The sequence below is a fragment of the Alteromonas sp. Mac1 genome (assembly GCF_001562125.1).
GTDB classification, from domain to species: domain Bacteria; phylum Pseudomonadota; class Gammaproteobacteria; order Enterobacterales; family Alteromonadaceae; genus Alteromonas; species Alteromonas stellipolaris.
Window position 1 is genome coordinate 4,236,048 of record NZ_CP013932.1, and the last position, 26,226, is coordinate 4,262,273.

Genomic DNA, 26,226 nt, shown 5'->3' on the forward strand with positions numbered 1-26,226 from the left:
GCAAATTACAGTAATATTCGTTGATAATTGTTCAACGTGCCAGTAGGGAACTTGTATGTTCGCATTTATCGCTCGCCAACCGATTTTGGATAAAACAAAGGATGTATTTGCTTACGAACTTTTGTTTCGAGATGGCAAGGCTGGCGCGTACCCCGAGCACTCTCCTGAAAAAGCGCAATATATTTCTGAACACTTTCATCCATTAGGGCTAGATGACATTAGCGGTGAAAAGACCTCTTTTATTAACTTTTCCTCTGAAACCATTATTTCTCGCTTCCCTACCACACTGAACCCAGAATCGGTTGTGGTTGAATTGGCTGACAACCCTTTTGCTCAAACGGGCTTGTTAGAAGCTTGTCAGCACATAAAGCGCCTTGGCTTTCGTATTGCTATTGACGACCCTATGATGCTTAGTGCTAAGCATGAAATTCTACCCCTTGTTGATATCGTAAAAGTAGATCTCTCGCAAATTCGTTTCGAAAACATAGAGAAAAATATTCCAAGATTCCTAGATGCCAACGTTAAACTCATAGCTGAACAAGTAGATACGCAAGACCAATTTGCGACCAGCATGGATCTTGGGTTTGATTTCTTCCAAGGCTATTTCTTTGCCCAGCCAGAAGCACGCATATTGCGCCAATTACCTGCGTCAAAAATGAATATTGTCGACCTTATTGGCGAGTGTTCAAACGATAGTTTTGATATTGATAGAGTTAGCCAAATTGTTGAACGCGACGCCGCGCTAAGCTATCTGCTACTTAAATTTATCAATAACCCACTGATTAATAAGCGCCATAAGATAACGTCACTCAAGCATGCCCTAAATTATATGGGTGAAGTAGAGGTAAAGAAGTTTATCGCGCTGCTCAGCCTAACTAATTTAGGTGATGATAAGCCATTAGAGATTATTCATATGTCTTTGGTTAGGGCCAAGTTTTTCGATTTGCTAGCGGCAAAACGAGGCTTAAAAGCGAACCCGCCTATCGGCTTTTTAGTGGGGTTATTTTCATTGTTGGATGCGTTATTAGACCAGTCTATAGATGATGTGCTTAAACAACTCCCGCTATCAGAAGAAATAAATGACGCCATCTTAGGAAAGACAGCAGAATTCAATAGCTACATGGGCCTAGTACGCGCTTTTGAAGGAGCGCTGTGGATGAATGTGATTAAACAAGCAAAAGTACTGGATATCGATCAAAAGCAACTTCATATCCTTTACAATCAAGCCATTGTGTGGGGTAACGGTGTGAGAAGCGCTATTTCTACGCACTTCCCTCGCGCCCCTGTTCAAAGCTAAGCCTATCAAAGCTAAACAGTAAGATAACGCTTATTTGGGTTCTATTTGTCGTACATGACGCTGTACTGAAATAAGCGACCCAAGCAACCCTAATGTAATAGATAGCCCCAACATCGTTAATAACGCCGTTCCCGTTAGGCCCGTAATATTAAAGTCTTTTTGATACATAGCAGCAAAGGTTTGAATACTGCTATCCATCCACCATAGAATTATTATAACGGCAAACCAAGCCATAAGCCCACCTAGTAAGCCGTACCAAAAACCGGTATATAGAAATGGACGATGAATAAAGGCATCGGTTGCCCCTACTAGCTTCATCACTACTATTTCATCATGCTTATTAAGAATGTTCAGTCGAATAGTGTTACCTATAATCAGCACCACAGCGAAGAACAATAAAATGCCAATAAAGGTGACAAGGTCGCTGGCAATATCAATAACCGCATACAAGCGCTCCAACCATTCTATATCTAACTTACCTATATCAACCTCACGCTGCTGCTTTAGCTTATCGAGCAGTGTTTTAGCCGCATTCGGTGTGGCATGCTTATCAATGGGAGTCACTAAGACAACATCGGGTAGCGGGTTACTTTGCAAATACGCAATAGCATCGCCTAACCCTGATAAATGCTGAAACTCTTTTAACGCATCATCTGCAGGTATAAACACCACAGAATCAATTTCTTCCCAAGTATTTAACCTGGCAACCAATTGCTGTGAACTGGCGGCTGATATATCAGGTTTCAAAAATAAAGAAATCTCTGAGGCTTGTTCCCACCCGGCGGTAATTTTCTCGGTATTTTTAACCATAATATAAAGCGTGCTAGGAAGGGTAATACTTAAGCCCAACACACCAATAGTCATCAGTGAAGCCGCGGGCTGACGCCATAATTCGCCTAAGCTTGAAAGGGCTTGCCTTATATGGCTTACGAAGAACATCACAATAGATTGTACAAACCCTATTTTCCTAGACGACGCGCCTTGGCTTCTACCTTTAAATAGAATACTCATTGCCAGTTCCCATTTAAGTCATCAGTTAGCCCGTCGGTAATCATTTGGCCGTCTTTTAAAGTGAGTGTGCGATATTTCATTCGGGCAATTAGCCCTAAATCATGGGTAGCGATGAACACAGATACACCGGCTTGGTTGAAATCTTCAAACAAGCGAATAATTTCCATAGAAAGTTTCGGGTCAAGGTTTCCGGTAGGCTCGTCGGCAAGAAGTAAGGGAGGCTTGTTAACAACAGCGCGTGCTATACCAACCCGTTGTTGTTCGCCGCCTGATAACATAATGGGTAAGTTGCGGCTTTTATCTCGTAACCCTACCATTTCTAGTGCGGCATCGACACGCTTACCAATTTCCTTGTGGGTGTACCCTTCTATCACAAGTGGAAGCGCCACATTGTCGAAAACCGACTTGTCCATCAACAATTGATGGCTCTGGAAAATCATGCCTATATCGCGACGAATGTAGGCAATATCTCTTCGGCTAATAGCATTGAGGTCATGACCGTTTATCAGTACACGACCTACTGTAGGGCGTTCCATAATACTGATAAGTTTAAGCAGCGTGCTTTTCCCTGCGCCAGAGTGGCCGGTAAGAAAAGCCATTTCTCCAGGGGCGATGTGAAAATCGACTTTACTCAACGCCCGTTGTCCACCGGGGTAGGTTTTGCTTACTTGCTCAAACTTTATCATGCATGTTCCCTACTACCCTATTCCCGTAATTAGCTATTAATGCTGTCTACTCGCCGCTATCAATTTCACTAAATAGCGCATCAATAAATTCTTGACCGTCGAACTGGCGTAAGTCATCAATACCTTCACCAACCCCTATATATCTGATAGGTATACCAAATTTATCCGCAATTGAGAAGATAACACCACCTTTTGCGGTACCGTCTAGTTTGGTAAGGGTAATACCAGTTAAGCCAACCGCTTGATTGAATAACTTCGCTTGGCTAATAGCATTTTGCCCTGTACCCGCATCAAGGGTAAGCATGACTTCGTGAGGGGCATTAGGGTTCAGCTTTTTCATTACGCGAACCACTTTCTTAAGCTCTTCCATCAAGTTGTCTTTGTTCTGCAAGCGACCTGCGGTATCGGCGATAAGAATATCTGTTTTGCGGGATTTTGCAGCTTCTAGCGCATCGTAAAGTACTGACGCACTATCTGCGCCCGTATGCTGTGCAATAACTGGAATACTGTTTCGCTCACCCCATACCTGCAATTGCTCTACAGCAGCAGCCCTAAAGGTATCACCCGCTGCCAGCATTACTTTTTTGCCCTGCTGCTGGAACTGCTTAGCTAATTTACCGATGGTGGTAGTTTTGCCTACCCCATTTACACCAACCATGAGAATAACGAAGGGGCCTTCATCGCTATTGTGGGCGTTAATGGCATCGCTCAGCGGTTCGTTAACCTTCGAGAGCATGCCCGCCATTTGCTGTTTCAGGATATCAAGCAAGGCTTCTGCGTCTTTAAGATCTTTACGGCTTGCACTATCCGTTAAGTGGGTAATGATTTTTTGCGTGGTATCCATTCCCACATCAGCAACCAATAATTGGGTTTCTAAATCTTCGTATAATTCATCATCAATTGCCTTGCCTTTGAAAAGGCTAACTAGGCCGCTACCTAAGTTTGCTTTAGTGCGAGACAAGCTTTCTTTAAGGCGCGAGAATAGTGATTTTTTCTCTTTTGGAGCTGGTGCTGCCTCAACTACAGGTGCAGTTTCCACAACGGGCTCGTTAGCAATGTCGGCTGCTTCTGCTTCTGCTTCTGCTTCTGCTTCTGCTTCTGCTTCTGCTTCTGCTTCTGCTTCTGCTTCTGCTTCTAAAACGCTAGCTGTTTGAATTGGAAATTCAACAGCAGGCGCTTCACTTTCTTGCTTTGATTCAAATTCTTGAAATGGCGTTTCAAGCGATTTCTCGGCATTTTCACCATCAGTTACTGACGCTGGCGAATTTGCTTCATCGGCTATTTCAACTGCATCTAACTTGTCAGGTACCACGCCCACTGGCGCAGCGTCTTCTTTCTCGACAGGTACTGGCACCGGCTCATTTGCTACTGGTGCTGCGCTTTCAGCTAAATCGCTCTGGGCAGGGTCTATTGAAGCGCTATTGGCATCTTCCGATAGGTCACTACCGGCAGTGTCTTTGACCACTGGCGCGGCAGTGCTAGGTGGCTGCTCGGCGTCTGAAGTTTGTGATTCATCAGGTAAAACTGCGCTTTGATCAACTGACTTTTGATCTTGGTTTTCCTGTGCTTTTTGCTTATTTGCTTTTTTGTTCTTACCGAACCAGCCAAAAAGTTTCGACATTGTTAAGACAAATCCTTATAAATACTGGGCAATTTCGGCTACACTTGCCGAATATTGAATAACCCCATGATACCATTGTCAGCGACTATGAAGCGAGTTTCTCGCCCACTCAGGGCATCTTCAACTGCAAAAAAATCCTATTCTACCCACGCAAAAGCGAAAGGCGGACATATTCGCATTATCAGCGGTCAATGGCGGGGAAGAAAGCTACCGGTTCTCGACGCAGAAGGTTTACGCCCCACCACCGACCGAAATAAAGAAACCTTATTCAATTGGCTTATGCCTTATTTGAATGAAGCAAAGTGCTTAGATGTATTTGCAGGCTCGGGGGGCTTGGGATTAGAAGCGCTGTCACGCTATGCCCTTTCTTGTGATTTTATTGAATTAGATAAATCGGCAAGTGCACAGTTAAAAAAGAATTTGGCGTTATTGACGGCTAATAATGCACAAACTGCTAGCGTCCATCAGGGCGATGCCTTAGCAATACTCCCTACCTTTTCAGGTAAAAGCTTCGATATAATGTTTGTCGATCCGCCTTTTCACAAAGGGTTGGTAGCACCAACGTTATCGGCTATTGCCACTAATAACTTATTGTCAAACGACGGTGTGTTATACGTAGAGCACGAAGCGAACCTTGCGCCTATTTCCCTGCCGGACCACTGGCAAATTATAAAAGAAAAGCGCACATCGGCGCTTTGCTATTATTTGATAAAGGCTGTGTGGTAAAACTGCATTGTCTCACGATAAACGCGTTAAGCCCTTACTACGAGAACATTAAGCCAAATCGAGACCGATATTCGAAATACCTTCTTCTAACGCAATCGCTTTTAGCGCATCAGCCGTGCTAGCAGGTGACTTTCCAGCTTCAACACAGTCAAGCAATGCTTCTTGCACTTCTACTTCAAACACCATAAGTGGGTGCTCTTTTACGGTTTCATCATCGGCTTCGCCGCTTTCTAACAAGTAAGCTTCTACGCTACCTTGAGAAAGCTTACTAACAACTACCGCACCTTGTGGGTCGTCGCCGGCAATAAGATTAAGCACAGCGGCCAACCCAATTGCGGCATCAATCGCGGGATACACACCATAGGTATCAAAATCGCTAGTATCGGGCGTCGCCACTTCCACTTTTTCAAGCTGTACTGCAAGATTGAACTTACTTTTAGGTGCTTTTACCGACTCCCATACAAGATTGAGACAGTTACGAATACCTTCTTTATCACCAAATTCGGTGACATCACAGAATAGCTCGTAGTTAGGAATCATTCGCTCAAGCAAAGCTGCACTAAAGGCAACCGCTCTGAATCCTTCGAGCGCGCGCACACGCCCAAATGTATTAAGTTTTTGCTTTGCCATTAATCAGCTCCGGTGGCATGCATAAAGTATTGAGTAGCACCATCAAGAAGCATTTGAATGGCTATCATGACGAGGATCATCCCCATTAGTCGTTCCATTGCAATAAGACCACGTTCGCCTAATAGCTTATGAAACACATTTGAAAACATCAAAATTACTGCACTTATTAACCATGAGGCGCCAAGCGCAAGTGCCCAGTCAGACATACGATCTGGGTTTTGGTTTGCCAGAAGAATGAGCGCCGCTAATGTTGAGGGCCCCGCAATCATTGGTATAGCCAGCGGCACCAAGAATGGCTCTTCGCCAACAGCGAGCCCACTAGGGTTACCTGCTGACGGAAAAATCATTTTAAGCGCAATCAAAAATAAGATAATACCCCCAGCAATGCTGACTGTTTCTTGTTCAACATTGAGGAAATTTAACACCGACTGACCGCTAAATAGGAATAAAAACAAAATTCCTAATGCAAACAGTAATTCTCTGATGAGAATCATTTGCCGTCTTCGAGGTTCTATCGACTTTAAAACCGACATGAACACAGGCAAATTGCCAAGAGGATCCATGATCAAGAATAACATGACGGCTGCTGACCAAGTATCCATTTTTTCTTATTCTCCAATAGCTTGCTAGTTATAACTGACAGCAAGAATATTTTTTATAATACCATTTTCTGCATTGTACAAAAAAGCATTCGTAATTTGTCAATTTTAGGCTTAAATATTAACTATAACGCTTTGAAACCGTTACGGACAAAAATACATCTAGTGCAAAGCTGTAAAATTAAGCTATTCTCATATTTCTGTATTGAGTCATTTTATTAATAATATGTACTTCAATAATTGAGCGCACCGAGGTATTGCAGCGGTAGCTGCGCTTACAACGATAGTAAATTTAAAAACAAAATAACGTTGGGAACCAGCAGAATGAGTTTGATGACTGTAAAAGAAGTAGCGGCCTATTTGGGTGTTCAGGAAGTTAGAGTAGAACGCTTGGAAAGAGAAAGCCTCTTGGTGGCAAAAGAAAAAGACACTGACGGCAATGCCTTGTTTGATAGCGCAGATGTAGAGCGTTACAAAGTGCTTGCTGAGCGCTTAGGCGGTATTTAATTACCCGCAAACATTTATCTGTAAAGATAGACTGAATTAAGTGATGTCGCCACCTTAGAGTGGCGACATCCGTTTATGACTTATTTAAAGTCTTGAAGCATTCTTGCAATGCTTCGAATTCCCTTGGCTGTTGCACCTACTGGCATTTCTGCCGTTGCGCCGCCATGATAAGCCGCCGCTAAATCTAAGTGCACCCATCCTTTTCCTTCAGGGTTTACAAAGCGTGATAAGAAGCCTGCCGCATTAGATGCACCGCCACCACCACCGCCTTTCATAGGTCGGCTGTTAGCGGTATCTGCAAAGGCAGACGGGCAACGTTCTGCATGAAAAGGTTCAATAGGCAATGGCCAAAAACGCTCATTTTCAGCGCTTGCTGCCGCAAGCATTTGTGAACGAGCATTGTCATCCATTGAAAATACGGCGTGATAGTCAGAACCTAGCGCTACCACTGCTGCCCCCGTCAAAGTGGCCGCATCGATAATGAGTGGAGCGCCAGTTTCTGTTGCCGCCATTAGGCCATCAGCCAATACTAAGCGACCTTCCGCATCGGTATTGACGACTTCAACGGTCACGCCGTTTTTATAAGTAAGTACATCACCCAATTTATAAGCATGGCCACTAATTAAGTTTTCTGCACAGCATAAAATGAGCTTTAAACGCTTACTAATACCTTGGCTAATGGCAAGGCCTAGTGCGCCGGTTACGGTAGCTGCTCCGCCCATATCACATTTCATATCAAGCATACCTTCACTTGATTTAATGCTGTAACCACCACTGTCGAAAGTTATTCCTTTCCCTACTAGAACCGCTTCAACGGGCGCATCAGGATCACCTGTCGGGTTGTAATCAAGCTCTAACATCACAGGGGGGCGTTCACTGCCTCTGCCCACGTTGTAAATACCTGTCCAACCCGCGTCTTTTAATTCTTCACCCACTGTCATGGTATAAGACACATGCTCTTTACCTAATTCAGACAACCAAACTGCTGCACGCTGCGCTAAGGTTTCAGGGCTTAAATCTTCTGGTGTGTCGTTCACTAACTGACGGGTAAATAGTAAAGCTGCGTAGTTCTGCTCTAGCCACTGTTTATCGTCGTTATCGGCCCACTTGATAGTTGAAGGGTTGCGAGCTCGGGTAAAACTTAACGCGAAAGCCCATTGTTGTTCTTTGGTCCACTTGCCCGTTAAGGCCACTTCGGGAATGTTTAATCCATCAAGTTTTCGCGCGACTTGTTGAATTGTGCGCTCAAGCGCGCCACTGTCGCTATTATCGCCAATTGGCAAGTGGATTACTGCGCCATTTTCACTAAAAGAGAGCTTGGTATTTTCTCCCCACGCACTATTGGCTTTATCTGAGGATAAGCTTACGGTAAATTCTGCCATTACGTTTTAATCCTTATATATTTTTGCGTTTCATTGCTGGGGTAGATGTTTAGTTCTAGCAACGCAATGCATGTAAATTTATGTCGTTATAGGCCAATTGTTATGTTTTTTTCGCCATCACTACTACGTGGCACCTTAATTAAACGCTATAAACGGTTTCTTGCCGACGTAAAACTTGAAGACGGCTCAATAGTCACTGCGCATTGCCCTAATACGGGGGCGATGACAGGGTGCGCCGAACCTGGCTACACCGTCTATTTGAGCGAATCTGACAATCCTAAGCGAAAGTTAAAATATACCTGGGAGCTTGCCCAAACCTTTGACGGCGATTTCATTGGCATTAACACTCACAATGCTAATAAATTGGTGGCAGAGGCACTAAATAACAAGGTCTTGTCTGCATTTTCTGATATTAATCATTGGAAAGCTGAAGTAACACCGCCTGGCGGTAATAGTCGTTTCGACTTTGCCTGCGGTCAAGGTGACACCCTTGAGTATATTGAGGTGAAATCTGTCACACTGGCGCGGGGAAACCAAGGATTCTTTCCTGATGCAGTAACCGCTAGAGGTGCAAAACATTGTTTAGAACTTGCAGAACTCTCTCAACAAGGTATAAGTACCTGCTTATTATTTTGTGTTCAGCATACGGGCGTGCATTCTGTACAAGTAGCGCGAGATATTGATCCTGTTTACGCCGACGCCGTACACACCGCGGTCACATCAGGAGTCAAGTTCCTCGCAGCAAGCTGTTCAATTGATGAACAAAAAATAGTTATAAATCAAACACTACCAGTAAACGTGTGAAAAATAGGTTGATTTTTTTCATTTCGCCTTCATATTTGCGCCTTGTTTTACTGGAAGTACGTGAAATACGTAAACTAGTAGCAGTGCTGACTTATAATCAATATCCTCAGCATAATAATTACATAGACACGAGCAATTGCTTGTAATGAACGACTTTGATTTAGTTAATCGATTCATTCAGGACAAGATGGATGTCGTAGTGTAGGAGATGTGGCAGATGCCAACAGGAAAAGAAACAAAATCCCTAGGGCTATTAGCACTAGCAGGATTGCAGCCGTACCAGGCTACCGCTGACGAAGAGTACATGGGCGAGCCGCAAATGGAGCACTTCCGTTTACTGCTTAAAGCATGGCGCAACCAACTTCGTGAAGAAGTTGACCGCACCGTTACGCACATGAAAGACGAAGCAGCAAACTTTCCAGACCCGGTAGACCGCGCTGCGCAAGAAGAAGAGTTCAGCCTTGAATTACGTACTCGCGACCGCGAACGTAAATTGATCAAGAAGATTGAGAAGACTCTTAAGCGTATTGAAGAAGATGACTTTGGTTTTTGTGACCAATGTGGCATTGAAATCGGTATTCGTCGCTTAGAGGCTCGTCCTACGGCCGATCTGTGTATCGACTGTAAGACCATGGCAGAAATCAAAGAAAAGCAACTACAAGGTTAATAAACCTTCGTAGTAAGTTACACGCCTCATAGTATTTACTATAGAGGTGTGTAACAGTATTTCTATTAATGCCATCTAAAATCGACTCCTCACCTCAATATGTCGGCCGCTTCGCGCCTTCGCCGTCCGGGCAACTTCATTTCGGCTCTTTAGTTACCGCGCTCGCTAGCTACCTAGATGCACGCCATCACAATGGGCAATGGTTAGTTCGAATGGAAGACATTGACGCACCGCGATGTTTACCTGGTGTCGACAGCGACATTTTGCTTACCCTTGAATGCCATGGCCTTCACTGGGATGGTAGCGTTTTATATCAACAACAGCAGCATACACGGTATCAGGCAAAACTTGATAGCCTACTAGCAGACAAATCAGCCTATTTTTGTGCCTGTACTCGCAAGCAAATAAAAGCAAACGGCGGGCACGACAACCACTATTGTCGAGACCTAGGCCTAACCGCTCAGTCAGAAACCGAATCAGCATCTGATACCCGTAGCTTAGCAATACGATTAAAACTTGATTGCCAATTAGATGCCTTCGATGACGGTATTATGGGCGGTGTTGATAAAACAGGGGCACTATCAGTAGTGAATTCTGTAGCCCATTCAACATCATCTGGTTTAGTCGAAGCGGAACGCCACACAGTCAAACGCAGTAACAATAGTAATAGCAACGATGACTCAATAAGCGCAAGCAGAGTAACACCGTTAAGCACAGCACCAGAAGATGTAGTGATTAAGCGCAGCGATGGCCTTTTCGCCTACAATTTTGTTGTAGCGTTAGACGATGAATATCAGGGTGTAACAGACATTATTCGAGGCAGCGACCTCTTAAATATCACCCCGCTTCAACGCGCTATTTATCGTTCATTGGGCTGCTATGTGCCAAAATATGGGCATATTCCAGTTGCTGCAGTGTCACCAGGGCGAAAGCTGAGTAAACAAAACCATGCAGCGCCTATTAACAACAAAAATGTGCTGGAAAATATCGTTAATGGCCTGTCTTTTTTAGGCCAAGGTGACTACCACGCTAACGAATTTGAAGACGCCACACAACTGCTTACTATGGCAATATCGCGCTGGGATAGGAAATTAGTACCTAAAATAGCCGAAATTATTGTGGGCAAGCACGAATCCACTTATTATAGCCATCCTTTATAACCTTCGGAGACTTCACCATCATTCATCGTGTTTTCAATTCTGTTAAGCGAGCCTTTACTAAGGAACATACCGCTGACAATGTACTAGAGCCTCGTGTTATGACTCGTGGGGAGCACGGCATCTCTCGCGAAGACGTGAGCCCTAATGCGTTGAAGGTCATGTATCGCCTTAACGGAGCAGGCTTCGAGTCTTATTTGGTCGGAGGTTGTGTTCGCGATATTTTGATGGGGCATGAGCCCAAGGACTTTGATGTGGCCACCAATGCCACACCGGAACAAATTAAAGGGCTGTTTAGAAACTGCCGTTTGATTGGCCGTCGTTTCAGACTAGCCCACGTTGTTTTTGGTCGTGAAGTGATAGAAGTAGCAACCTTCCGTGGCCATCACACCGAAGAGCCTGAAGCGAAAGAAGTACCGAAGAACAAAGCAGTGTCAAAGCGAGATGCCCACGGGCAACTGGTTAGAGATAATGTTTTTGGTAGCATTGAAGAAGATGCCGAACGCCGAGATTTCACATTCAATGCCATGTACTACAGTGTGGCAGACTTCACCGTAAAAGATTTTGCAAATGGTCTAGAAGCGATTGAAAAACGTGAAGTACGTTTAATTGGCGACCCAGAAGTTCGTTATCGTGAAGATCCTGTTCGCATGCTTCGTGCTGTGCGTTTCGCAACCAAGCTTTCAATGCGTATAAGCAATGACACCGCCGCTCCTATCAAGCAGCTAGCGAGCTTGCTAAACAATATCCCGGCCGCTCGATTGTTCGAAGAAACCTTAAAGCTGTTCTTATCTGGTCAAGGTGAGAAAACCTTTATGATGCTTCGTGAGTACGGCTTGATTGCACCGTTATTTCCACAACTTGCACCGTTTATCGAAGACGAAAATAGTCGTGAAATGCAGTTTGTACGAAAAGTGCTGCAAAATACCGATGAAAGAATTAATAATGATCAACGGGTTACACCTGCATTCTTATATGCTGCATTGCTCTGGTATCCGCTAGAAGAGCGCGCACAAATAATGCAGGCAGAGTCTGGGTTAAGCGCGCATGATGCATTCAACCTTGCGTCAACTGAAGTGATTGCGAAACAGACTCAACGCATTATGATCCCCAAGCGCTTTTCCACGGTTATTCGCGACATTTGGATTTTACAGCAACGCCTTCCTAAGCGTTTTGGCCGTCGTGCCTTTCAGCTGTTAACTCATCCTAAATTTCGTGCCGGTTATGATTTTCTACTCGTTCGCGGGCAAGTTGAGGGCGGAGCCCTATTGGAACTTGCCCAGTGGTGGACGCATTTTCAGCACGGCGAACCTGGCAAGCAAAAGAAAATGTTAAACGACTTACGTCGCCAAGAGGGTGATGGCCCCAAACCAAGGAAGCGTAAACGCCGCCCAGCATCGAGAAATACCGATGCATAAAGAGCACGTTTATATTGGTATTGGCAGCAACCTTGGCGACCCCGTTCAACACGTTGAAGACGCCTTTATTGCGCTGGGTTTGCTTGAAGGAACTCGGGTGCTTACGTGCTCATCGTTGTATTCTAGTAAGCCTATGGGTCCGCAAGACCAACCGGATTACATTAACGCGGTATCCCTGATTGAAACGACCTTAGAGCCGCATAAACTACTCGGTGAGTTACAGCGTACTGAGCACGACTTTGGCCGAGAACGTAAAGGGCAACGCTGGGGCGCAAGAACTCTCGATTTGGACATATTACTTTACGGTAGCCAAACTATTTCTACGCCTGAACTTACCGTGCCACATATTGGCATGTCTGAACGGGAATTTGTGTTAGTTCCTCTGTTTGAAATAGCCCAATCTATGGTTATGCCCGACGGAAAACCTATTTCACACTGGGTTGCTAAGTGCTCGCTTGATGGTCTTAAACGCCTGCGCGCTTCCATTTAGCTTCAAAATCCGTATAGTTCGCCCCATTATTCTTTCCCTGGAAGGTTGCTATGAAGAAAATTACCGTTTCTGGCTTGCTTAAAAAGAAGCAAGCTGGCGAAAAAATTACCTCACTAACAGCTTACGATGCCAGCTTTGCAAAAATGTTTGATGAGCAAGGTATTGATGCACTGCTGATTGGCGATTCGCTAGGCATGGTACTTCAGGGAGAAAGCGACACCTTACCGGTTACCATTGAAGATATCGAATATCACACTCGTAGCGTAAGACGAGGCACCGAACGAGCCTTCGTATTAGCTGATATGCCGTTTATGTCCTACGCCACCCCAGAACAAACTTATGCGAACGCAGGCAAGCTAATGGCTGCTGGTGCAAGCATGATTAAAATGGAAGGTGGAAGCTGGTTATGCGAAACCATTCAGGGTTTGAATTTGCGCGGCGTGCCTGTATGTGGTCATTTAGGGCTCACGCCACAGTCGGTTCACGTTTTTGGTGGATTTAAAATACAGGGCCGTGAAGCAGACAAAGCAGAAAAATTGCTAGCAGAAGCTAAAGCACTTGAAGCGGCAGGTATTCAACTACTAGTGCTAGAGTGCGTACCGTCCTCACTAGGTAAGGCCGTCAGCGAAGCGCTAACCATACCGGTAATTGGTATTGGTGCCGGAAATGATACTGATGGGCAGATATTGGTGATGCATGACATGTTTGGTATTAGCGCCAACTACATGCCGAAGTTTTCTAAAAACTACCTTGCCGAGACGGGCGATATGCGCAAGGCAGTTCAGCAGTATATTGCAGAAGTACAAAGTGGTGCATTCCCGTCCCCCGAGCACAGCTTTGAGTAACGAGGTTTAAATATGAAGGTTGTTGACGACATTGCGTCATTACGAAAACTAACTACTGAATGGAAATTCAGTGGCAGCACCGTTGGGTTTGTTCCTACAATGGGAAACCTGCACAATGGGCACTTAAAACTCGTTAAACGCGCCAAGGCGAACAATTCCCGTGTAGTGGTAAGTATTTTTGTTAACCCTATGCAATTTGGTGTCAACGAAGATTTAGATGCATATCCGCGCACGATCAAAGAAGATAAAGCCAAGCTCATTGAAGCAGGTGTTGATGCCGTATTTTTACCCAGCGTTAGCGATATGTATCCCGGCGGTGTTGAGCACCAAACGGTAGTAGAAGTACCCGACATTTCGGATATTCTATGTGGTGCAAGTCGTCCAGGGCATTTTCGCGGTGTAGCGACGGTAGTGAGTAAACTGTTTAACATGGTTCACCCTCACGATGCTTTTTTCGGTGAAAAAGACTTTCAGCAATTACAGGTTATTCGCACCATGGTGCGCGACCTTTCTATGGGCGTGACCATTCATGGTATTCCTACAGAACGTGATGTTTCTGGCTTAGCTTTGAGCTCTCGTAACGGTTACTTGACTGATGAGCAACGTCATACTGCCGCGACTATTTATAGCGAAATGACATCACTAAAAGCACGCATAGAGGCGGGTGAACGAAATTATGTAGCGTTAGCGGCGGACCTTGCAGATATCCTAACCGATTCAGGCTTCAATAATGACTATGTGCATATAGTTAATGCCGAAAGTCTAAAACCTGCGAAACAAACCGATAAGCACTTGGTTATTTTGGTGGCCGCTTTTCTGGGTAATACCCGTCTTATCGATAACCTCCAAATACAATTGTAGCGTCAGCTATAGCTAACAAGCTCTAACGCATACCCAATAAAAAAGCCCTCGCATTCATGCGGGGGCTCTTAATGTAAAGCGTTCAAAATAAAGATTTCTATCTTCTGTTTTTCATTTTCTGACGATATCATCATCGCAAGTATAATTTACGCCAATGGTATTGACTCAGTCATATTCACCAACCACCTTTACCAACTCTTTGTACAGCTTAGTTCCGGTAGCTATTTTATGCTGCTCATCAAGAATGTTACGCAAGTCTTGGGTGCTAGTAAGAGGATTCGCTAACACTACCCTAAACACAGTAATACAGTTGGTAGGGTATTCTGGCGCCTCTAAGCGTGTACGAGAGACAAAAGACTTCCCAGCCTCCCGTTGCTGCTTCTGTACAATTACAGTCAGCCTATCAAGCTTCTCGTTAATCTTATCTTTAGTGGCTTCATCTGCATGTTTAAGCTTTTCTTGCAGGCCAGCTGGGCAAACGCGGTAAGTCAGCAATGATAGTGTAGGCGAAGTGGTCAGTTCAAAGTCTGGGTGATTTGCAATCATATCGGCAAAAGTGCCCGCTTTTTCGATGCTTCTGTCGATTAACAGCTCATAGCCCCTACGCCCAAATATATGCATGGCAGAATACACCATCATGGCCATACCGTTACGCGAGCCTTCAAGGGTAGTCGCCCCTAAATCTTTAGAGCCCGCACGTAATATGTATTGTGCGTGATGGCGCACTGCATTGGCATCTTCAGGGTTTTTAAATAACGCCATACCTGCGCCCATTGGCACATACATTTGTTTATGGGCATCAATTGTGACCGAGTCGGCACGCTCAATACCTTTTAAGCGATGTTTATATTGCGATGAGAACAAAGTTGCCCCGCCCCATGCAGCATCCACATGGAACCAGCAACCTAGCTCTTTAGCTACGTCAGCCAATTCATGAAGCGGATCGACATGCCCAGTTTCAGTAGTACCACCAACGCCAACAATAGCCAGTAATTTGTTGCCTTCTTCCTGATAGCGTTTACCAGCGGCCAGCGCTTTTTCAGGGTCAAGGGTTTGATTCGGAGCAGGTAATGATAATAATTGATCGCGGCCTAAGCCTAAGGCATCAACCGCTTTTGATAAGGAGTAATGCCCACGTTTGCTACACATCACACCAAGATGATTGATATCGTAGAAGCGATAAGCCGCAGCCAGCCCTGCTTTTGCTACACCAGCAAACCCCTCTTGCGGGCCCAAAATTTTATTTCTCGCTACCCACAAGGCGGTAATATTGGCAATAGTACCACCGGAACAGAAGGCACCTAAAGAACGCTTTGCACTGTGTAAGTGACTATCGTAGAAGTCTTTCGATTCGTCATACACAAGGTTATGCATCATGCCTAGCACTTGACGCTCAAGAGGCGTGAAGGCCTTAGAGGTTTCAATTTTCACCAGGTTCTGATTAAGCCCCACCATCAATTTAGACAGAGGCAAATGAAAATAGGGTAGTGCAGAGGTCATATGACCGATAAACGTAGGCGAATAGGTATTTACCGAATGGGCAACTAGTTTATCTAGCAAGCTTTCAGCATGGGTTGACACAAACTCTGGTGATTCAGGTACTTTAGAATCAGAGAAGTCTTTCTCAATTTCTTCTAGCGAGGTTTTTTTGGTAACAACGTGCTGCGACAAAAAATCTAAGATATTGTCAGATAAATGCTGTTCAATTTGAGCCATCTTTGAGTCTTTGTGTTCAGGCTTGGTAAAGACCCTAAACAAGTGCTCTAGACTAACTTGCGCTTCACCCACTCAACCGACCTCACTTTAAAATGACTCTTTTTCAAGAAAACACAACCCAACTTCGTTGCCTACGCTGAAAGCGATCATAATACTTTCAGGGTCACGAACTTTACCTCAGATTGCCCACTACGCCAAGCGTATCCCGATGATTTGACCGTGTATCAACACAAGATATCCTGTAGTGATAATTCGCTATCAATACTGTGAAGTCGGCTAAACTTCTCAAATGATGATGGGTAGTGCTATATTTTGCTTATACATAAGAATAAAAATAAAGGCTGCAATGTGCCAATAAGAGCCGTAAGTGAAACCGTTTCTATCAATAATATCGTTCCCTACTTTCAACCCATAATGGATTTAAGGTCGAACCGTGTGTGGCGTTACGAGTGCCTGGCTCGTTTAATAACTGCCGAAGACAAAACCTTTTTGCCTAGCGAGTTTCTCTACCTGATTGAACGGGAACAACACGTTAAAGCACTTACCGAAGCGATGTTCTCCCAAAGTGCCCGTTACTTTCGCCATGTACAAGTGCCGTGGAGCATTAATATTAGTGCGCGAGATTTACTCAACGAAAACCTGACCACCACGCTTCTTTCCCATTTAATAGACTACCCAAACCCAAAAAGAGTCAGCATTGAGATAAGTGCCGCCAGTGCATTAACCCACCCAGAACTAATGCAAGCGTTTGTTGAGAGATGCGCAGAAGCAGGGCTTGGGGTTTTCTTAGATAACGTGGGTGAAAACCCAGGCAATATTAATGCAATATTGAATATGCAGATTAAGGGCATCAAATTAGCCGGTGGTTTGATAAGCCACTATGAACAAGATGACGCAGTGCAAGATTACGTCGACAATTTGCTCGCACTTTGCAAAGCGCGAGCGATTAGTGTGGTAGCAGAACATATTGAAACAGATTTACTGCTTGAAAGCGTGAACAAACTGCCCATTCAGTATGCACAAGGCTATGTCTTTAGCCCTCCACAACCGACTACCCCCCATCACTAGGCGTCGGTAGCTGTGCTCGCCCTTATTCTACGTGCCGCCTTCGGCCTCTTCTGAATTGCACTTGAGCGACCAGCAGTGTTGCCCGCTAGCGCGATATTTGCGTTCAAAAGGGGTCATGGCGTCATCAGACGTAATTTCAGTCAAATCAGATACCAAACCGTATTGAGAAGCAGCTTTAGCAAATTCCATTAAATAAACCAACCAATTACTACGCACTTCAATATTGGGGGTAATGGCCATTAAGTCTGTCATTGCTGCACTACCGTGCCAGCGTTTTTGCACCTGGGTTTTCTTCGGATACGGGTTCGGATAGAACAAGCAATGCTGGCTCACCTTCCAATTGGCCCTGTGAACCAATCGCCAAAAGTCATTCACATCGGCGCGGATAACCCGATAGTTATCTTGCCCAGCGGAATAATGCTGATGCTTATCCACCCGCTGCGCCGATTTGTCTAAACCAATAACACGGCACTCAGGGTTCGCCTTAGCAATATTTGATGTGCTTTCACCCACGCCGCAGCAAGAGTCCAAAATAATATCGCCGGTAAACCCATCAAGCCATTCGGTTGCTTCATCGAAGGCGAGTTGCGTATGCTCGCCAATAGGGCGCTGGTTTTCTGATGACTTATACCGCTTTACCAAGTCATCGAGTTTTTCGTGCACACCTTCTTGATTCGTAGTGATGCTTCTAGAATTTCCACTTGCCATTAACTACGTATTCCTTTGCCCGTTTTAAGCAGGTAATAAGCAACAGCAAACAGCACAACATTGAAGCCCACCAATAATACTAACGATAAAGTAACGTCAACATCTGAAACACCTAAGAACCCGTAGCGGAAACCATTCACCATATACACAACAGGGTTGGCCTTACTGACCCACTGCCAAAACTCTGGTAGTAAGCTGAGAGAATAGAATACGCCGCCAAGGTAGGTTAACGGTGTTAGTACGAAGGTGGGTACCACACTAATATCATCGAACGTTTTAGCAAAAATGGCGTTGATTAACCCTGCCGTTGAAAACAGTGATGAGGTAAGTAGCACCGTAAGAATAATGATACCAATGTGGTGTATTTGCACATCAACGAAGAACAGCGATACCAAGGTAACAATAATACCAATTAGCACTGCCCTTGCTACACCGCCCCCTACAAAGCCTAGAATGATCACCGACGTGGGCACAGGAGAAACCAGTAACTCTTCAATATTTCGCTGAAATTTCGCACTGAAAAAAGACGACGAAACATTTGCGTATGAGTTGGTGATAACCGACATCATGATCAAACCTGGAACAATAAACTCCATGTAAGAAAAGCCGCCCATTTCGCCTATTCGGTTACCGATAAGGCTACCGAAAATAACGAAATACAAGCTCATGGTAATAGCGGGTGGCACTAAGGTTTGGATCCAAATGCGTAAAAAGCGAGTGCACTCTTTTATCCAAATGGTGGTTAGTGCCACATAGTTTTGTTTGAACCAGCCAATCTTTTCGTCAGACTGTGTGTTTGCCTGTGAATTCATGTTTAACCCTCTGCCTTTGCCGTTTCAACCAAACGTACAAACAGCTCTTCTAATCGGTTTGATTTATTACGCATACTCAGAACTTGAATACCTTGCTCGGTTAATTGAGCAAAAACAGGGTTTAACCCTTCTGCCTTTTCTACATCAACTTCCAAGGTATGGTCGTCAAGTAAACGACTTTCGTAACCTGTAAGAAGCGGCTTTTGCTGACCAAGATTGATATCCAACACAAACGTTTCTGTATTTAATTTCGACAACAAGGCCTTCATACTGGTGTTTTCCACAATGGTGCCTTTGTTGATAATGGCAATATTGCGGCACAGCATTTCTGCTTCTTCCAGATAATGCGTCGTTAAGATAATGGTAATACCTTGGCGGTTAATCTCTTCTAAGAAGCCCCACATTGAACGGCGGATTTCTATATCTACGCCAGCGGTAGGCTCATCAAGTATTAATAAACGAGGCTCGTGCATAAGAGCACGGGCAATCATTAGCCTGCGTTTCATTCCGCCTGATAACTCTCGGGCTCTGGCATCACGTTTTTCCCATAAATCGAGCTGGGCTAAATACTTCTGTGCGCGCTCTTTCGCTATGCTTCTGGGAACCCCGTAATAACCCGCTTGGTTGAGCACTATTTGCATCACGGTTTCAAACTGATTGAAGTTGAATTCCTGTGGCACTAGGCCAATACACGCTTTGGCTTGCTCTTTTTGGGTATGAAGGTCGTAACCAAAAATCGATACCTTTCCATCGGTTTGATTAACCAAAGAGCTAATAATACCGATGGTGGTAGATTTACCCGCACCATTGGGTCCAAGTAGGGCGAAAAAATCCCCTTTGTCGACAGTGAGATCGACGCCTTTAAGCGCCTGTACGCCACCTTTATAGGTTTTGGTTAAGCCTGATATATCCAACGCTTTCATGTGCTGCCCGTAAGTTGCTCGTAAGTTGCTCGTCATTTAAGGCCTCCATAAATGAAGTCCCTGTTAATCGAAAAGCTCTATAGATCGAGAGCTATGTAAATCAAGTGTGCTTTAAATTCGGTTGAGGTGATTACCAGTTAGTCATGATACACCGACAACAGTGATAACGTGACGGCATACCCACCGCCAGAATGTTTAAAGCACAGTGCTGGTAAATGCGATTAATTCAACCTTTGCCGCGACAGAGGTATTTAATGCCTATTCCGCCAATGCTATCACCAATTTAAAGACGTCATAAAAAAGGGGGTAATTATGTCACATTTATTGTCCTTTCGGTCTGCCACTCCCCTGTACTTGCCGATTATTTTGCTGTTCTTATCGATTTGTTTATCGAAGTCTTAACATAGGGCTTTTTATATACTGCGGGCACAGCGCGTTTTGTGCCTGATAGTTAGCTGACAACAGACTAATTAGCGCAAGAGGAGCGTGACCAGAACGAGAGCGTGCTGACCGAGATAAAAGTGGCTTAACTAGAGATAGATGTATAAAAAAGCACTGCACCTAATTGGGGGCTAGGCACAGTGCAAGGGGTTGGCGTACCAAAGTGAGTCATACTTGAGTCAATCTGTCTTCCCAAGCACAGATATAGTTAACCAAGCAGACAAGGCAATATCAGGGCACAATAATGGAAAAGCTATTTTGTTTAATGGCAAATATGGCGAAAAGCGGGCGACTTTATGGAATTTGCGCCGAACTCAGGCACGGGCGCTTTTGCCAAGGTATAGTAGAGACAAGAATGATTGAGAGAAGAATTCATGCCTAAAACCATTGCACTAGTAGAAGATGATGCTGCTATAAGAGAAAACTACCTTGTTGCCTTGAGATCACAAGGGTACAAAGTTAATGCATTTGAAGATCGCCCCTCGGCAACTCAGGCGTTTAACGAGGCACTGCCAGATTTAGCTATTATTGATATTGGTTTAAAAGAAGAAATGGAGGGTGGCTTCTTGTTATGCCAGCAATTGCGAGGTTTGTCGCCCACCTTGCCTATAATCTTCTTTACCGCCAGAGATAATGATGTAGATACCATTAGTGGGCTTCGCATGGGTGCTGACGACTACTTAACTAAAGATATCAGCATGGCACACTTACTAGCCCGTATCGCCGCGCTTTTCAGACGAAGCGATTTAATGTCAGCCCCTGTTGAACAAAAAGACGAGCTTCGTATAGGTGAATTAAAAGTAGATGCCTCACGCATGACGGTAAGTTGGGGCACTGAGCCCGTCGCCTTAACCGTAACCGAGTTTTGGATGTTGCACGCATTGATTAAACACCCAGGCCACGTAAAAAGCAGACAACAGTTAATGGATGAGTCTCGCATGGTGGTAGACGACACCACCATTACTTCTCATATAAAACGAATGCGCAAAAAATTCATTCAGTTAGACCCCCAATTCGACCACATAGATACCGTTTACGGTATGGGGTATCGATGGCAGTTGTAAGGTATTGCTAACATGCGATTAAGGTTCTCCATACGCTTACAGTTACTCGTGTTGTCACTGTTCTTTTTTGCCATTCCTTACCTTGGCTATAATTACGTATGGGAGCTAGAGCAATACCTTCGCACCGGTCAAGAGCAAACCATGATAGGTACAGCACGGGCTGTTGCAACCGCCTTACATGAGCGTCCTGCGTTATTCGACAGCGAATCGGCTTATTTAAAAGACGTTCGTCCAGGCACTGATTTATACGCGCCACCTATTCCCTATCCTATTCAACTTGATGGTGAACTAAATGATTGGCAACAAGTTGACGACTTGCTTACCCACTATGGCGCTAACGAAATTGTTGAACGCTTTACTAGCGTGCAAACTAACGACGGAACCAAAAGCGCCGCTAGCGAAAATAAGGACGCCGCTAGCGAGGGCAAACAAACAAGCCTTTCATTCGAACATATGGTGGGCCGATATGATCAGTTCCTGTATGCCATGTTCAACGTTACCGACGATACCTTGTTGTGGCGACAGGAAAATAGTTTAAGTGTTGAACGAGGCGACCATTTACTCATTGGTATGCAAACCCCAGCAGGTGATTTAGCACGATATGTGGTTGCCCCCTATGAGAGTGGCTGGGTAAATGCGTTTAAATTAGCAGAGTCTGGCGCGACTAATCGTGCGGTGGAAAATGCGTTAAGTATTCAAGGGCGCTGGCAAGAAACCGCTGCTGGCTACAACATTGAACTTCGCTTTCCCCTCTCCATGACCTCGGGTGCACTCGCCTTTGCCATTGTTGACGTAGACGACCCGGTAACAAGGCAGAAGCGCTATGCTATTGGTACCGCCAACACGAATAACATTGATGAACTAGGCACGGTAGTAACACCGTCACCAGAAATTGAGCGCATATTAGCAGGACTAAAATATGCCGACTCCCGCGTATGGGTAATAGACAATCATAAGCGGGTATTGGCGCGAGCAGGTGATATACAAACGGCTTCAGGGCTAAATACTGCCAAGCGAGAAGCAAGCGAAAACCTGATATGGCGCTGGGTAGAAACCCATTGGTTACTGCCCTTGTATTACCATATTCTCACTAAGCCACCCGCTGATTTTGTAGATGAACTAGAGGATGCCTATGCATTGGCGGGCCGAGACATTGGTTTAGCCCTTAACGGTCAACCAGATTCATTATGGCGCTTAACGCCAGATAACAAAGCCGTGGTTGTGTCTGCCGCTTACCCTATTTTTATTGAGGGTGCGGTAATGGGTGCAGTGGTTGTAGAGCAAACCACTAACGGTATACGCACATTAAGAAACCGCGCTTTAGAGCAGCTTTTTCATGTTATTTTGGCGGTAATGATACTAGGTACCCTAGGCTTATTGCTTTTCGCCAGCAGAATATCCAACCGTATCAGGCGACTTCGAGATAACACCGAAGCCATTATTGATGCCAATGGGAAGATTGTCGGTAAATTACCTGTTGCCAAAGAGGGTGATGAAATTGGCGATTTGTCGCGGGCGTTTTCCGATGTTTTATTGCGATTGCAGCAATACAACTCCTATTTAGAAAACATGGCTTCTCGGCTTTCTCATGAACTTAGAACCCCTATCGCCGTGGTAAAGTCATCACTTGACGCCTTGTCTCAAGTGAGTGCTCAAGCCCATACCAGCGCTAGTCTAGAAGAGCAAGCAAACACGGTGGCGCAAAACAGTGCTCAGCAAGAAGTTTTCGTTCAACGTGCCCAGTCTGGTATCAGCCGTCTAAGTTCCATTTTAAATGCCATGAGTGAAGCCACCCGCTTAGAGCAAGCCATTGCGCAGGAAGATGTGACCACCTTCAACATGATTGACGTGATTAAAGGCTGTGTGGGTGGGTATCAGCATGCTTATACCGACAGACAGTTTGCACTATCTTATTCACCAGACGTAGCGATGCTAAAGGGCGCCCCCGATCTTATTGCGCAAATGTTCGATAAAATCATTTCTAACGCAGTAGATTTTAGTCAACCCGACAACATCATAGATGTAGCCGTTTATGCCAAAGATAAAAGAATCATTCTCACCGTAAGCAACCCCGGCCCCCTATTGCCCGAAGGAATGAAACAACAACTCGTACAATCGATGGTATCAGTTCGCCCTGAGTCTGAGACGGCGCAATCAGCAGGCTCACCTCATCTAGGTTTGGGACTTTATATCGCTGACATCATTGTCGCCTTTCATCAAGGTACGCTCACCTTGGCCAATCGAGATGACAAATCCGGAGTGATTGTTTCCGTTAACCTGCCAAAAATCTGATGTGCTAAGTTTTTTGAGGTGGCTTACAAACCGCCTTCTCCTTGCATTGATACCCCTCTAACGCAGACCTTTAAGTTTTCCTAAAAAATCCCTACAAAATTCGTGCATGAGAATTATTCTCATTAGTATTTACATTCATTTGCTGTTTCAATACACTTCGTCGCTTACACACACAGGAAAAACACACACTATGAAAAATAAAACGTTAACAATAGGCGCACAAACTATTGCTGCGGCATTAGCTTTCGGACACGGCGGCGCACTTGCACAAACCCAAGAAACTGAAATCTGCAAGGATAAAACAGAAGCTGAATGTAAAGCGCAACAAGACGAAATTGAACTGATCCGTATCCACGGTGTTCAACAGTCTATCTATCGCTATGACAAATCTGGCGATCCTCGTCGTTTAGCTGACCTTGTTGATACACCACAAACCATTAGTGTTCTTACACAAGACCAAATTCAAGAAAGTGGTAAAACTGACCTTAAAGATATTCTTGCTGCTCAAGCCGGTGTAACTCTTGGTACAGGTGAGAATGGTAATGCTTTTGGTGACCGCTATGTAATACGTGGCCACGAAGCACGCAGCGACGTGTTTGTTGATGGTTTGCGTGACCCAGGTATGACTACCCGTGAAAGTTTTGCCACTGAGCGCGTTGAAATTACTAAAGGCCCTAGTTCAACATTTGCAGGCCGTGGTTCTTCAGGTGGTGCGGTAAACAGCATTACGAAAAAAGCCTCTACTAGCTATAACTTTGGTCGTGTTGATGCTGCCATTGGTACCGACGAGCACACCCGCTTAACTGTAGATTTGAATAAAACGCTAACGGAAAACAGTGCAATTCGTGTTAACGCACTAACGTCTCAAGAAGACAAGCCGGGTCGTGAAGGCATTGAACGTGGCCGTGATGGTGTTCAACTTTCTTACGTACTAAACCCAAACGACAGACTGTCTTTCATTGGTGATGTTTATTACCTTAATGCAGAAGATAAGCCTGATTTAGGTAGCTACTACGACCGTGATGCGGGTTATCCGTTAGAAGATATTCCTGTTTATGCACAAGATGATGACTTCCAAAACTCAGAAGTCACTACCTTTACCTTCCGTACCGAATACGAAATTAGCGACAATGTTCGTTTCTACAACGCGACTCGTGCAGGTAACACTGAAAACGAATACGTAACAACCGGTATGAGTGCGACAACCCGTGATGATTCTGATGAAACAGCACCAGGTGCAGATACGCTTCGACTTAGCACGCACCAAGGCTGGCAAGAAGTAGATTACTTCACGACTCAATTTAACCTTTTCTGGGACACTTCATTTGCAGGCTTAGATCACCGTTTAGTATTTGGTTTTGAGTACAGCGATGAGTCGGTTGATAACGGTGTTTTCAATATTGAAAACCTAAATACCAACTGTGCAATTGGTGGTCGTCGTGGCGTATCACAAAGCTACTGTATTGTTGATGGTGATGGAAACCTTATCGATAACATCGGTTCACTGATGGACAGAACCATTGAACGTGGTGATGAAGATGCCCTTTTCGATATTGAAACCTATGCAATTTACGCCATGGATACCTTTGCGTTAACTGATAAGTTAGACGTGTTCTTCGGCCTACGTATGGACAGCTACGATTACAGCAACCAAACAAGTAACGACCTTTATGAGTTCTCTGATGAGTTGTTTAACGGTCATTTAGGTTTAGTATATGACATTACTGAACACGGTAATGTATACGCGTCTTACAGCACAGCTACGAACATCAATGGCGGCGAGTCTGACCTTGGTGCAAACTGTGGTTACGGTGGCCTATGTGGCACACCTGAACAAGCTGCACAAGCCGATCCAGAGCATGTTGAAAACATCGAAATTGGTACAAAATGGATGCTATTTGATGAGAATTTGATGGCAAATGCGTCAATTTTCCGTATTACGAAAAGCGATGTTCATGAAAGTATCGGTGAAGATGACTACTCAACTATTGGTACATTGAACACGGGTGAAAACCGTGTTGAAGGTGTTGAATTTGGTGTTAGCGGTGATATTACTGAGAAGTTCAGTGTTCAAGCATCTGCCGCCTTCATGGACTCAGAAGTACTAGACTCTTTCACCGAATCTAACATTGGCCTTGCGTTAAGTAACTTTGCAGACGAAAGCTTCTACCTACAACTGCGTTATCAACCAAATGAGAAGTTCGCTTTCGGTGGTGACTACACGTATAAGTCTGAAATGTTTGGTGGTCAGCCTGACACAGCAGCGGGTTACGATGCTGATACTGGCGAATACTCAATAGTTGTTCCTGATTATCAAGTATTCAACTTGTTTGCTAACTACTATGCATCTGAAAAACTAACGTTCCGTGTTAACATCGGTAACTTGTTTGATGAAGAATACTGGACTGCAGCTTATCGCTCTGGTGCCTTCATGTACATCGGTGACGGCCGTAATGTGACCGGTACGGTAAACTACGAGTTCTAAGTTAGTTTTAAGAGAA

24 protein-coding genes are annotated in these 26,226 nt (G+C 44.7%); 14 read left to right on the forward strand and 10 right to left on the reverse strand.

Annotated elements, in window-relative coordinates:
- Window positions 1-55 precede the first annotated feature (55 nt).
- Entirely contained in the window at window positions 56-1,297 is a 1,242-nt protein-coding gene (locus AV939_RS17910; protein ID WP_057795733.1) for an EAL and HDOD domain-containing protein, read from the forward strand.
- 30 nt (window positions 1,298-1,327) lie between these two features.
- Here the strand turns inward: AV939_RS17910 and ftsX are convergent, their stop codons facing one another.
- From ftsX to ftsY, 3 genes are read right to left on the reverse strand one after another with little or no spacing between them, the layout of a single operon-like run.
- Window positions 1,328-2,308: a permease-like cell division protein FtsX gene (ftsX, locus tag AV939_RS17915; RefSeq protein WP_013786289.1), complete on the reverse strand. Its 981-nt coding sequence runs from the start codon at window positions 2,306-2,308 to the stop codon at window positions 1,328-1,330.
- Complete coding sequence (gene ftsE, locus AV939_RS17920; protein WP_013786290.1) at window positions 2,305-2,994, reverse strand: cell division ATP-binding protein FtsE; 690 nt, start codon at window positions 2,992-2,994, stop codon at window positions 2,305-2,307. The genes ftsX and ftsE overlap by 4 nt, the downstream gene beginning before the upstream one ends.
- Window positions 2,995-3,040: 46 nt before the next feature.
- Entirely contained in the window at window positions 3,041-4,615 is a 1,575-nt protein-coding gene (gene ftsY, locus AV939_RS17925; RefSeq protein WP_061997977.1) for a signal recognition particle-docking protein FtsY, read from the reverse strand.
- Window positions 4,616-4,681: 66 nt separating this feature from the next.
- Between ftsY and rsmD the strand changes: the two genes are divergently transcribed.
- Complete coding sequence (rsmD, locus tag AV939_RS17930; RefSeq protein WP_082605023.1) at window positions 4,682-5,341, forward strand: 16S rRNA (guanine(966)-N(2))-methyltransferase RsmD; 660 nt, start codon at window positions 4,682-4,684, stop codon at window positions 5,339-5,341.
- A gap of 48 nt (window positions 5,342-5,389) precedes the next feature.
- On the opposite strand, the gene AV939_RS17935 is transcribed toward rsmD, so the two are convergent.
- Both AV939_RS17935 and AV939_RS17940 read right to left on the reverse strand, forming a co-directional pair.
- On the reverse strand, window positions 5,390-5,971 hold the full coding sequence (locus tag AV939_RS17935) for a YjaG family protein (protein ID WP_057795727.1): 582 nt from the start codon (window positions 5,969-5,971) through the stop codon (window positions 5,390-5,392).
- Window positions 5,971-6,573 (reverse strand): YhgN family NAAT transporter, encoded by a 603-nt coding sequence (locus tag AV939_RS17940; protein ID WP_057795725.1) that lies wholly within the window; start codon window positions 6,571-6,573, stop codon window positions 5,971-5,973. Before AV939_RS17940 ends, AV939_RS17935 begins: the two co-directional genes overlap by 1 nt.
- 321 nt (window positions 6,574-6,894) lie before the next feature.
- On the opposite strand from AV939_RS17940, the gene AV939_RS17945 reads away from it, so the two are divergent.
- On the forward strand, window positions 6,895-7,077 hold the full coding sequence (locus AV939_RS17945) for a MerR family transcriptional regulator (protein WP_013786295.1): 183 nt from the start codon (window positions 6,895-6,897) through the stop codon (window positions 7,075-7,077).
- An 80-nt stretch (window positions 7,078-7,157) separates the two neighbouring features.
- On the opposite strand, the gene pepB is transcribed toward AV939_RS17945, so the two are convergent.
- Window positions 7,158-8,459 (reverse strand): aminopeptidase PepB, encoded by a 1,302-nt coding sequence (gene pepB / locus AV939_RS17950; RefSeq protein WP_057795723.1) that lies wholly within the window; start codon window positions 8,457-8,459, stop codon window positions 7,158-7,160.
- Window positions 8,460-8,561: 102 nt separating this feature from the next.
- On the opposite strand from pepB, the gene sfsA reads away from it, so the two are divergent.
- The 7 genes from sfsA (at window position 8,562) to panC (ending at window position 14,701) form a co-directional block, all read left to right on the forward strand.
- Entirely contained in the window at window positions 8,562-9,263 is a 702-nt protein-coding gene (sfsA, locus tag AV939_RS17955) for a DNA/RNA nuclease SfsA (RefSeq protein WP_057795721.1), read from the forward strand.
- Window positions 9,264-9,480: 217 nt separating this feature from the next.
- A complete protein-coding gene (dksA, locus tag AV939_RS17960) occupies window positions 9,481-9,930 on the forward strand; it encodes an RNA polymerase-binding protein DksA (RefSeq protein ID WP_013786299.1) in 450 nt (149 codons plus the stop codon).
- Window positions 9,931-9,998: 68 nt separating this feature from the next.
- Window positions 9,999-11,090, forward strand: a complete 1,092-nt coding sequence (locus tag AV939_RS17965) for a glutamate--tRNA ligase family protein (protein ID WP_057795719.1) — start codon at window positions 9,999-10,001, stop codon at window positions 11,088-11,090.
- A gap of 98 nt (window positions 11,091-11,188) precedes the next feature.
- Window positions 11,189-12,505: a polynucleotide adenylyltransferase PcnB gene (gene pcnB, locus AV939_RS17970; protein WP_057795717.1), complete on the forward strand. Its 1,317-nt coding sequence runs from the start codon at window positions 11,189-11,191 to the stop codon at window positions 12,503-12,505.
- Complete coding sequence (gene folK / locus AV939_RS17975) at window positions 12,498-12,995, forward strand: 2-amino-4-hydroxy-6-hydroxymethyldihydropteridine diphosphokinase (protein ID WP_057795714.1); 498 nt, start codon at window positions 12,498-12,500, stop codon at window positions 12,993-12,995. Before pcnB ends, folK begins: the two co-directional genes overlap by 8 nt.
- Window positions 12,996-13,045: 50 nt before the next feature.
- Window positions 13,046-13,840 carry a 3-methyl-2-oxobutanoate hydroxymethyltransferase gene (panB, locus tag AV939_RS17980; protein WP_061997979.1) on the forward strand — a complete coding sequence of 265 codons (795 nt, stop codon included), beginning with the start codon at window positions 13,046-13,048 and terminating at the stop codon, window positions 13,838-13,840.
- 12 nt (window positions 13,841-13,852) lie between these two features.
- Window positions 13,853-14,701, forward strand: coding sequence for a pantoate--beta-alanine ligase (panC, locus tag AV939_RS17985; protein ID WP_061997981.1), 849 nt, complete (start codon window positions 13,853-13,855; stop codon window positions 14,699-14,701).
- A 165-nt stretch (window positions 14,702-14,866) separates the two neighbouring features.
- Here the strand turns inward: panC and panP are convergent, their stop codons facing one another.
- Window positions 14,867-16,489, reverse strand: a complete 1,623-nt coding sequence (panP, locus tag AV939_RS17990; protein ID WP_061997983.1) for a pyridoxal-dependent aspartate 1-decarboxylase PanP — start codon at window positions 16,487-16,489, stop codon at window positions 14,867-14,869.
- Window positions 16,490-16,765: 276 nt separating this feature from the next.
- Here panP and AV939_RS17995 point away from each other — a divergent pair, with 276 nt between their 5' ends.
- Window positions 16,766-17,485, forward strand: coding sequence for an EAL domain-containing protein (locus tag AV939_RS17995; protein WP_057795706.1), 720 nt, complete (start codon window positions 16,766-16,768; stop codon window positions 17,483-17,485).
- A 27-nt stretch (window positions 17,486-17,512) separates the two neighbouring features.
- Here AV939_RS17995 and trmB read toward each other — a convergent pair whose 3' ends face one another.
- Genes trmB through AV939_RS18010 form a run of 3 tightly spaced genes read right to left on the reverse strand, consistent with a single transcriptional unit; the run spans window position 17,513 to window position 19,928 of the window.
- Window positions 17,513-18,193, reverse strand: a complete 681-nt coding sequence (gene trmB / locus AV939_RS18000; RefSeq protein WP_057795704.1) for a tRNA (guanine(46)-N(7))-methyltransferase TrmB — start codon at window positions 18,191-18,193, stop codon at window positions 17,513-17,515.
- On the reverse strand, window positions 18,193-19,005 hold the full coding sequence (locus tag AV939_RS18005; RefSeq protein WP_057795702.1) for an ABC transporter permease: 813 nt from the start codon (window positions 19,003-19,005) through the stop codon (window positions 18,193-18,195). The genes trmB and AV939_RS18005 overlap by 1 nt, the downstream gene beginning before the upstream one ends.
- A 2-nt stretch (window positions 19,006-19,007) precedes the next feature.
- Entirely contained in the window at window positions 19,008-19,928 is a 921-nt protein-coding gene (locus AV939_RS18010) for an ABC transporter ATP-binding protein (RefSeq protein WP_013786309.1), read from the reverse strand.
- Between the two features lie 815 nt (window positions 19,929-20,743).
- Between AV939_RS18010 and pdsR the strand changes: the two genes are divergently transcribed.
- From pdsR to AV939_RS18025, 3 genes are all read left to right on the forward strand, one after another.
- A complete protein-coding gene (gene pdsR, locus AV939_RS18015; protein WP_057795700.1) occupies window positions 20,744-21,433 on the forward strand; it encodes a proteobacterial dedicated sortase system response regulator in 690 nt (229 codons plus the stop codon).
- A gap of 12 nt (window positions 21,434-21,445) precedes the next feature.
- On the forward strand, window positions 21,446-23,725 hold the full coding sequence (pdsS, locus tag AV939_RS18020) for a proteobacterial dedicated sortase system histidine kinase (RefSeq protein WP_057795698.1): 2,280 nt from the start codon (window positions 21,446-21,448) through the stop codon (window positions 23,723-23,725).
- A 190-nt stretch (window positions 23,726-23,915) separates the two neighbouring features.
- Window positions 23,916-26,210 (forward strand): TonB-dependent receptor, encoded by a 2,295-nt coding sequence (locus tag AV939_RS18025; protein WP_057795696.1) that lies wholly within the window; start codon window positions 23,916-23,918, stop codon window positions 26,208-26,210.
- Window positions 26,211-26,226: the final 16 nt, after the last annotated feature.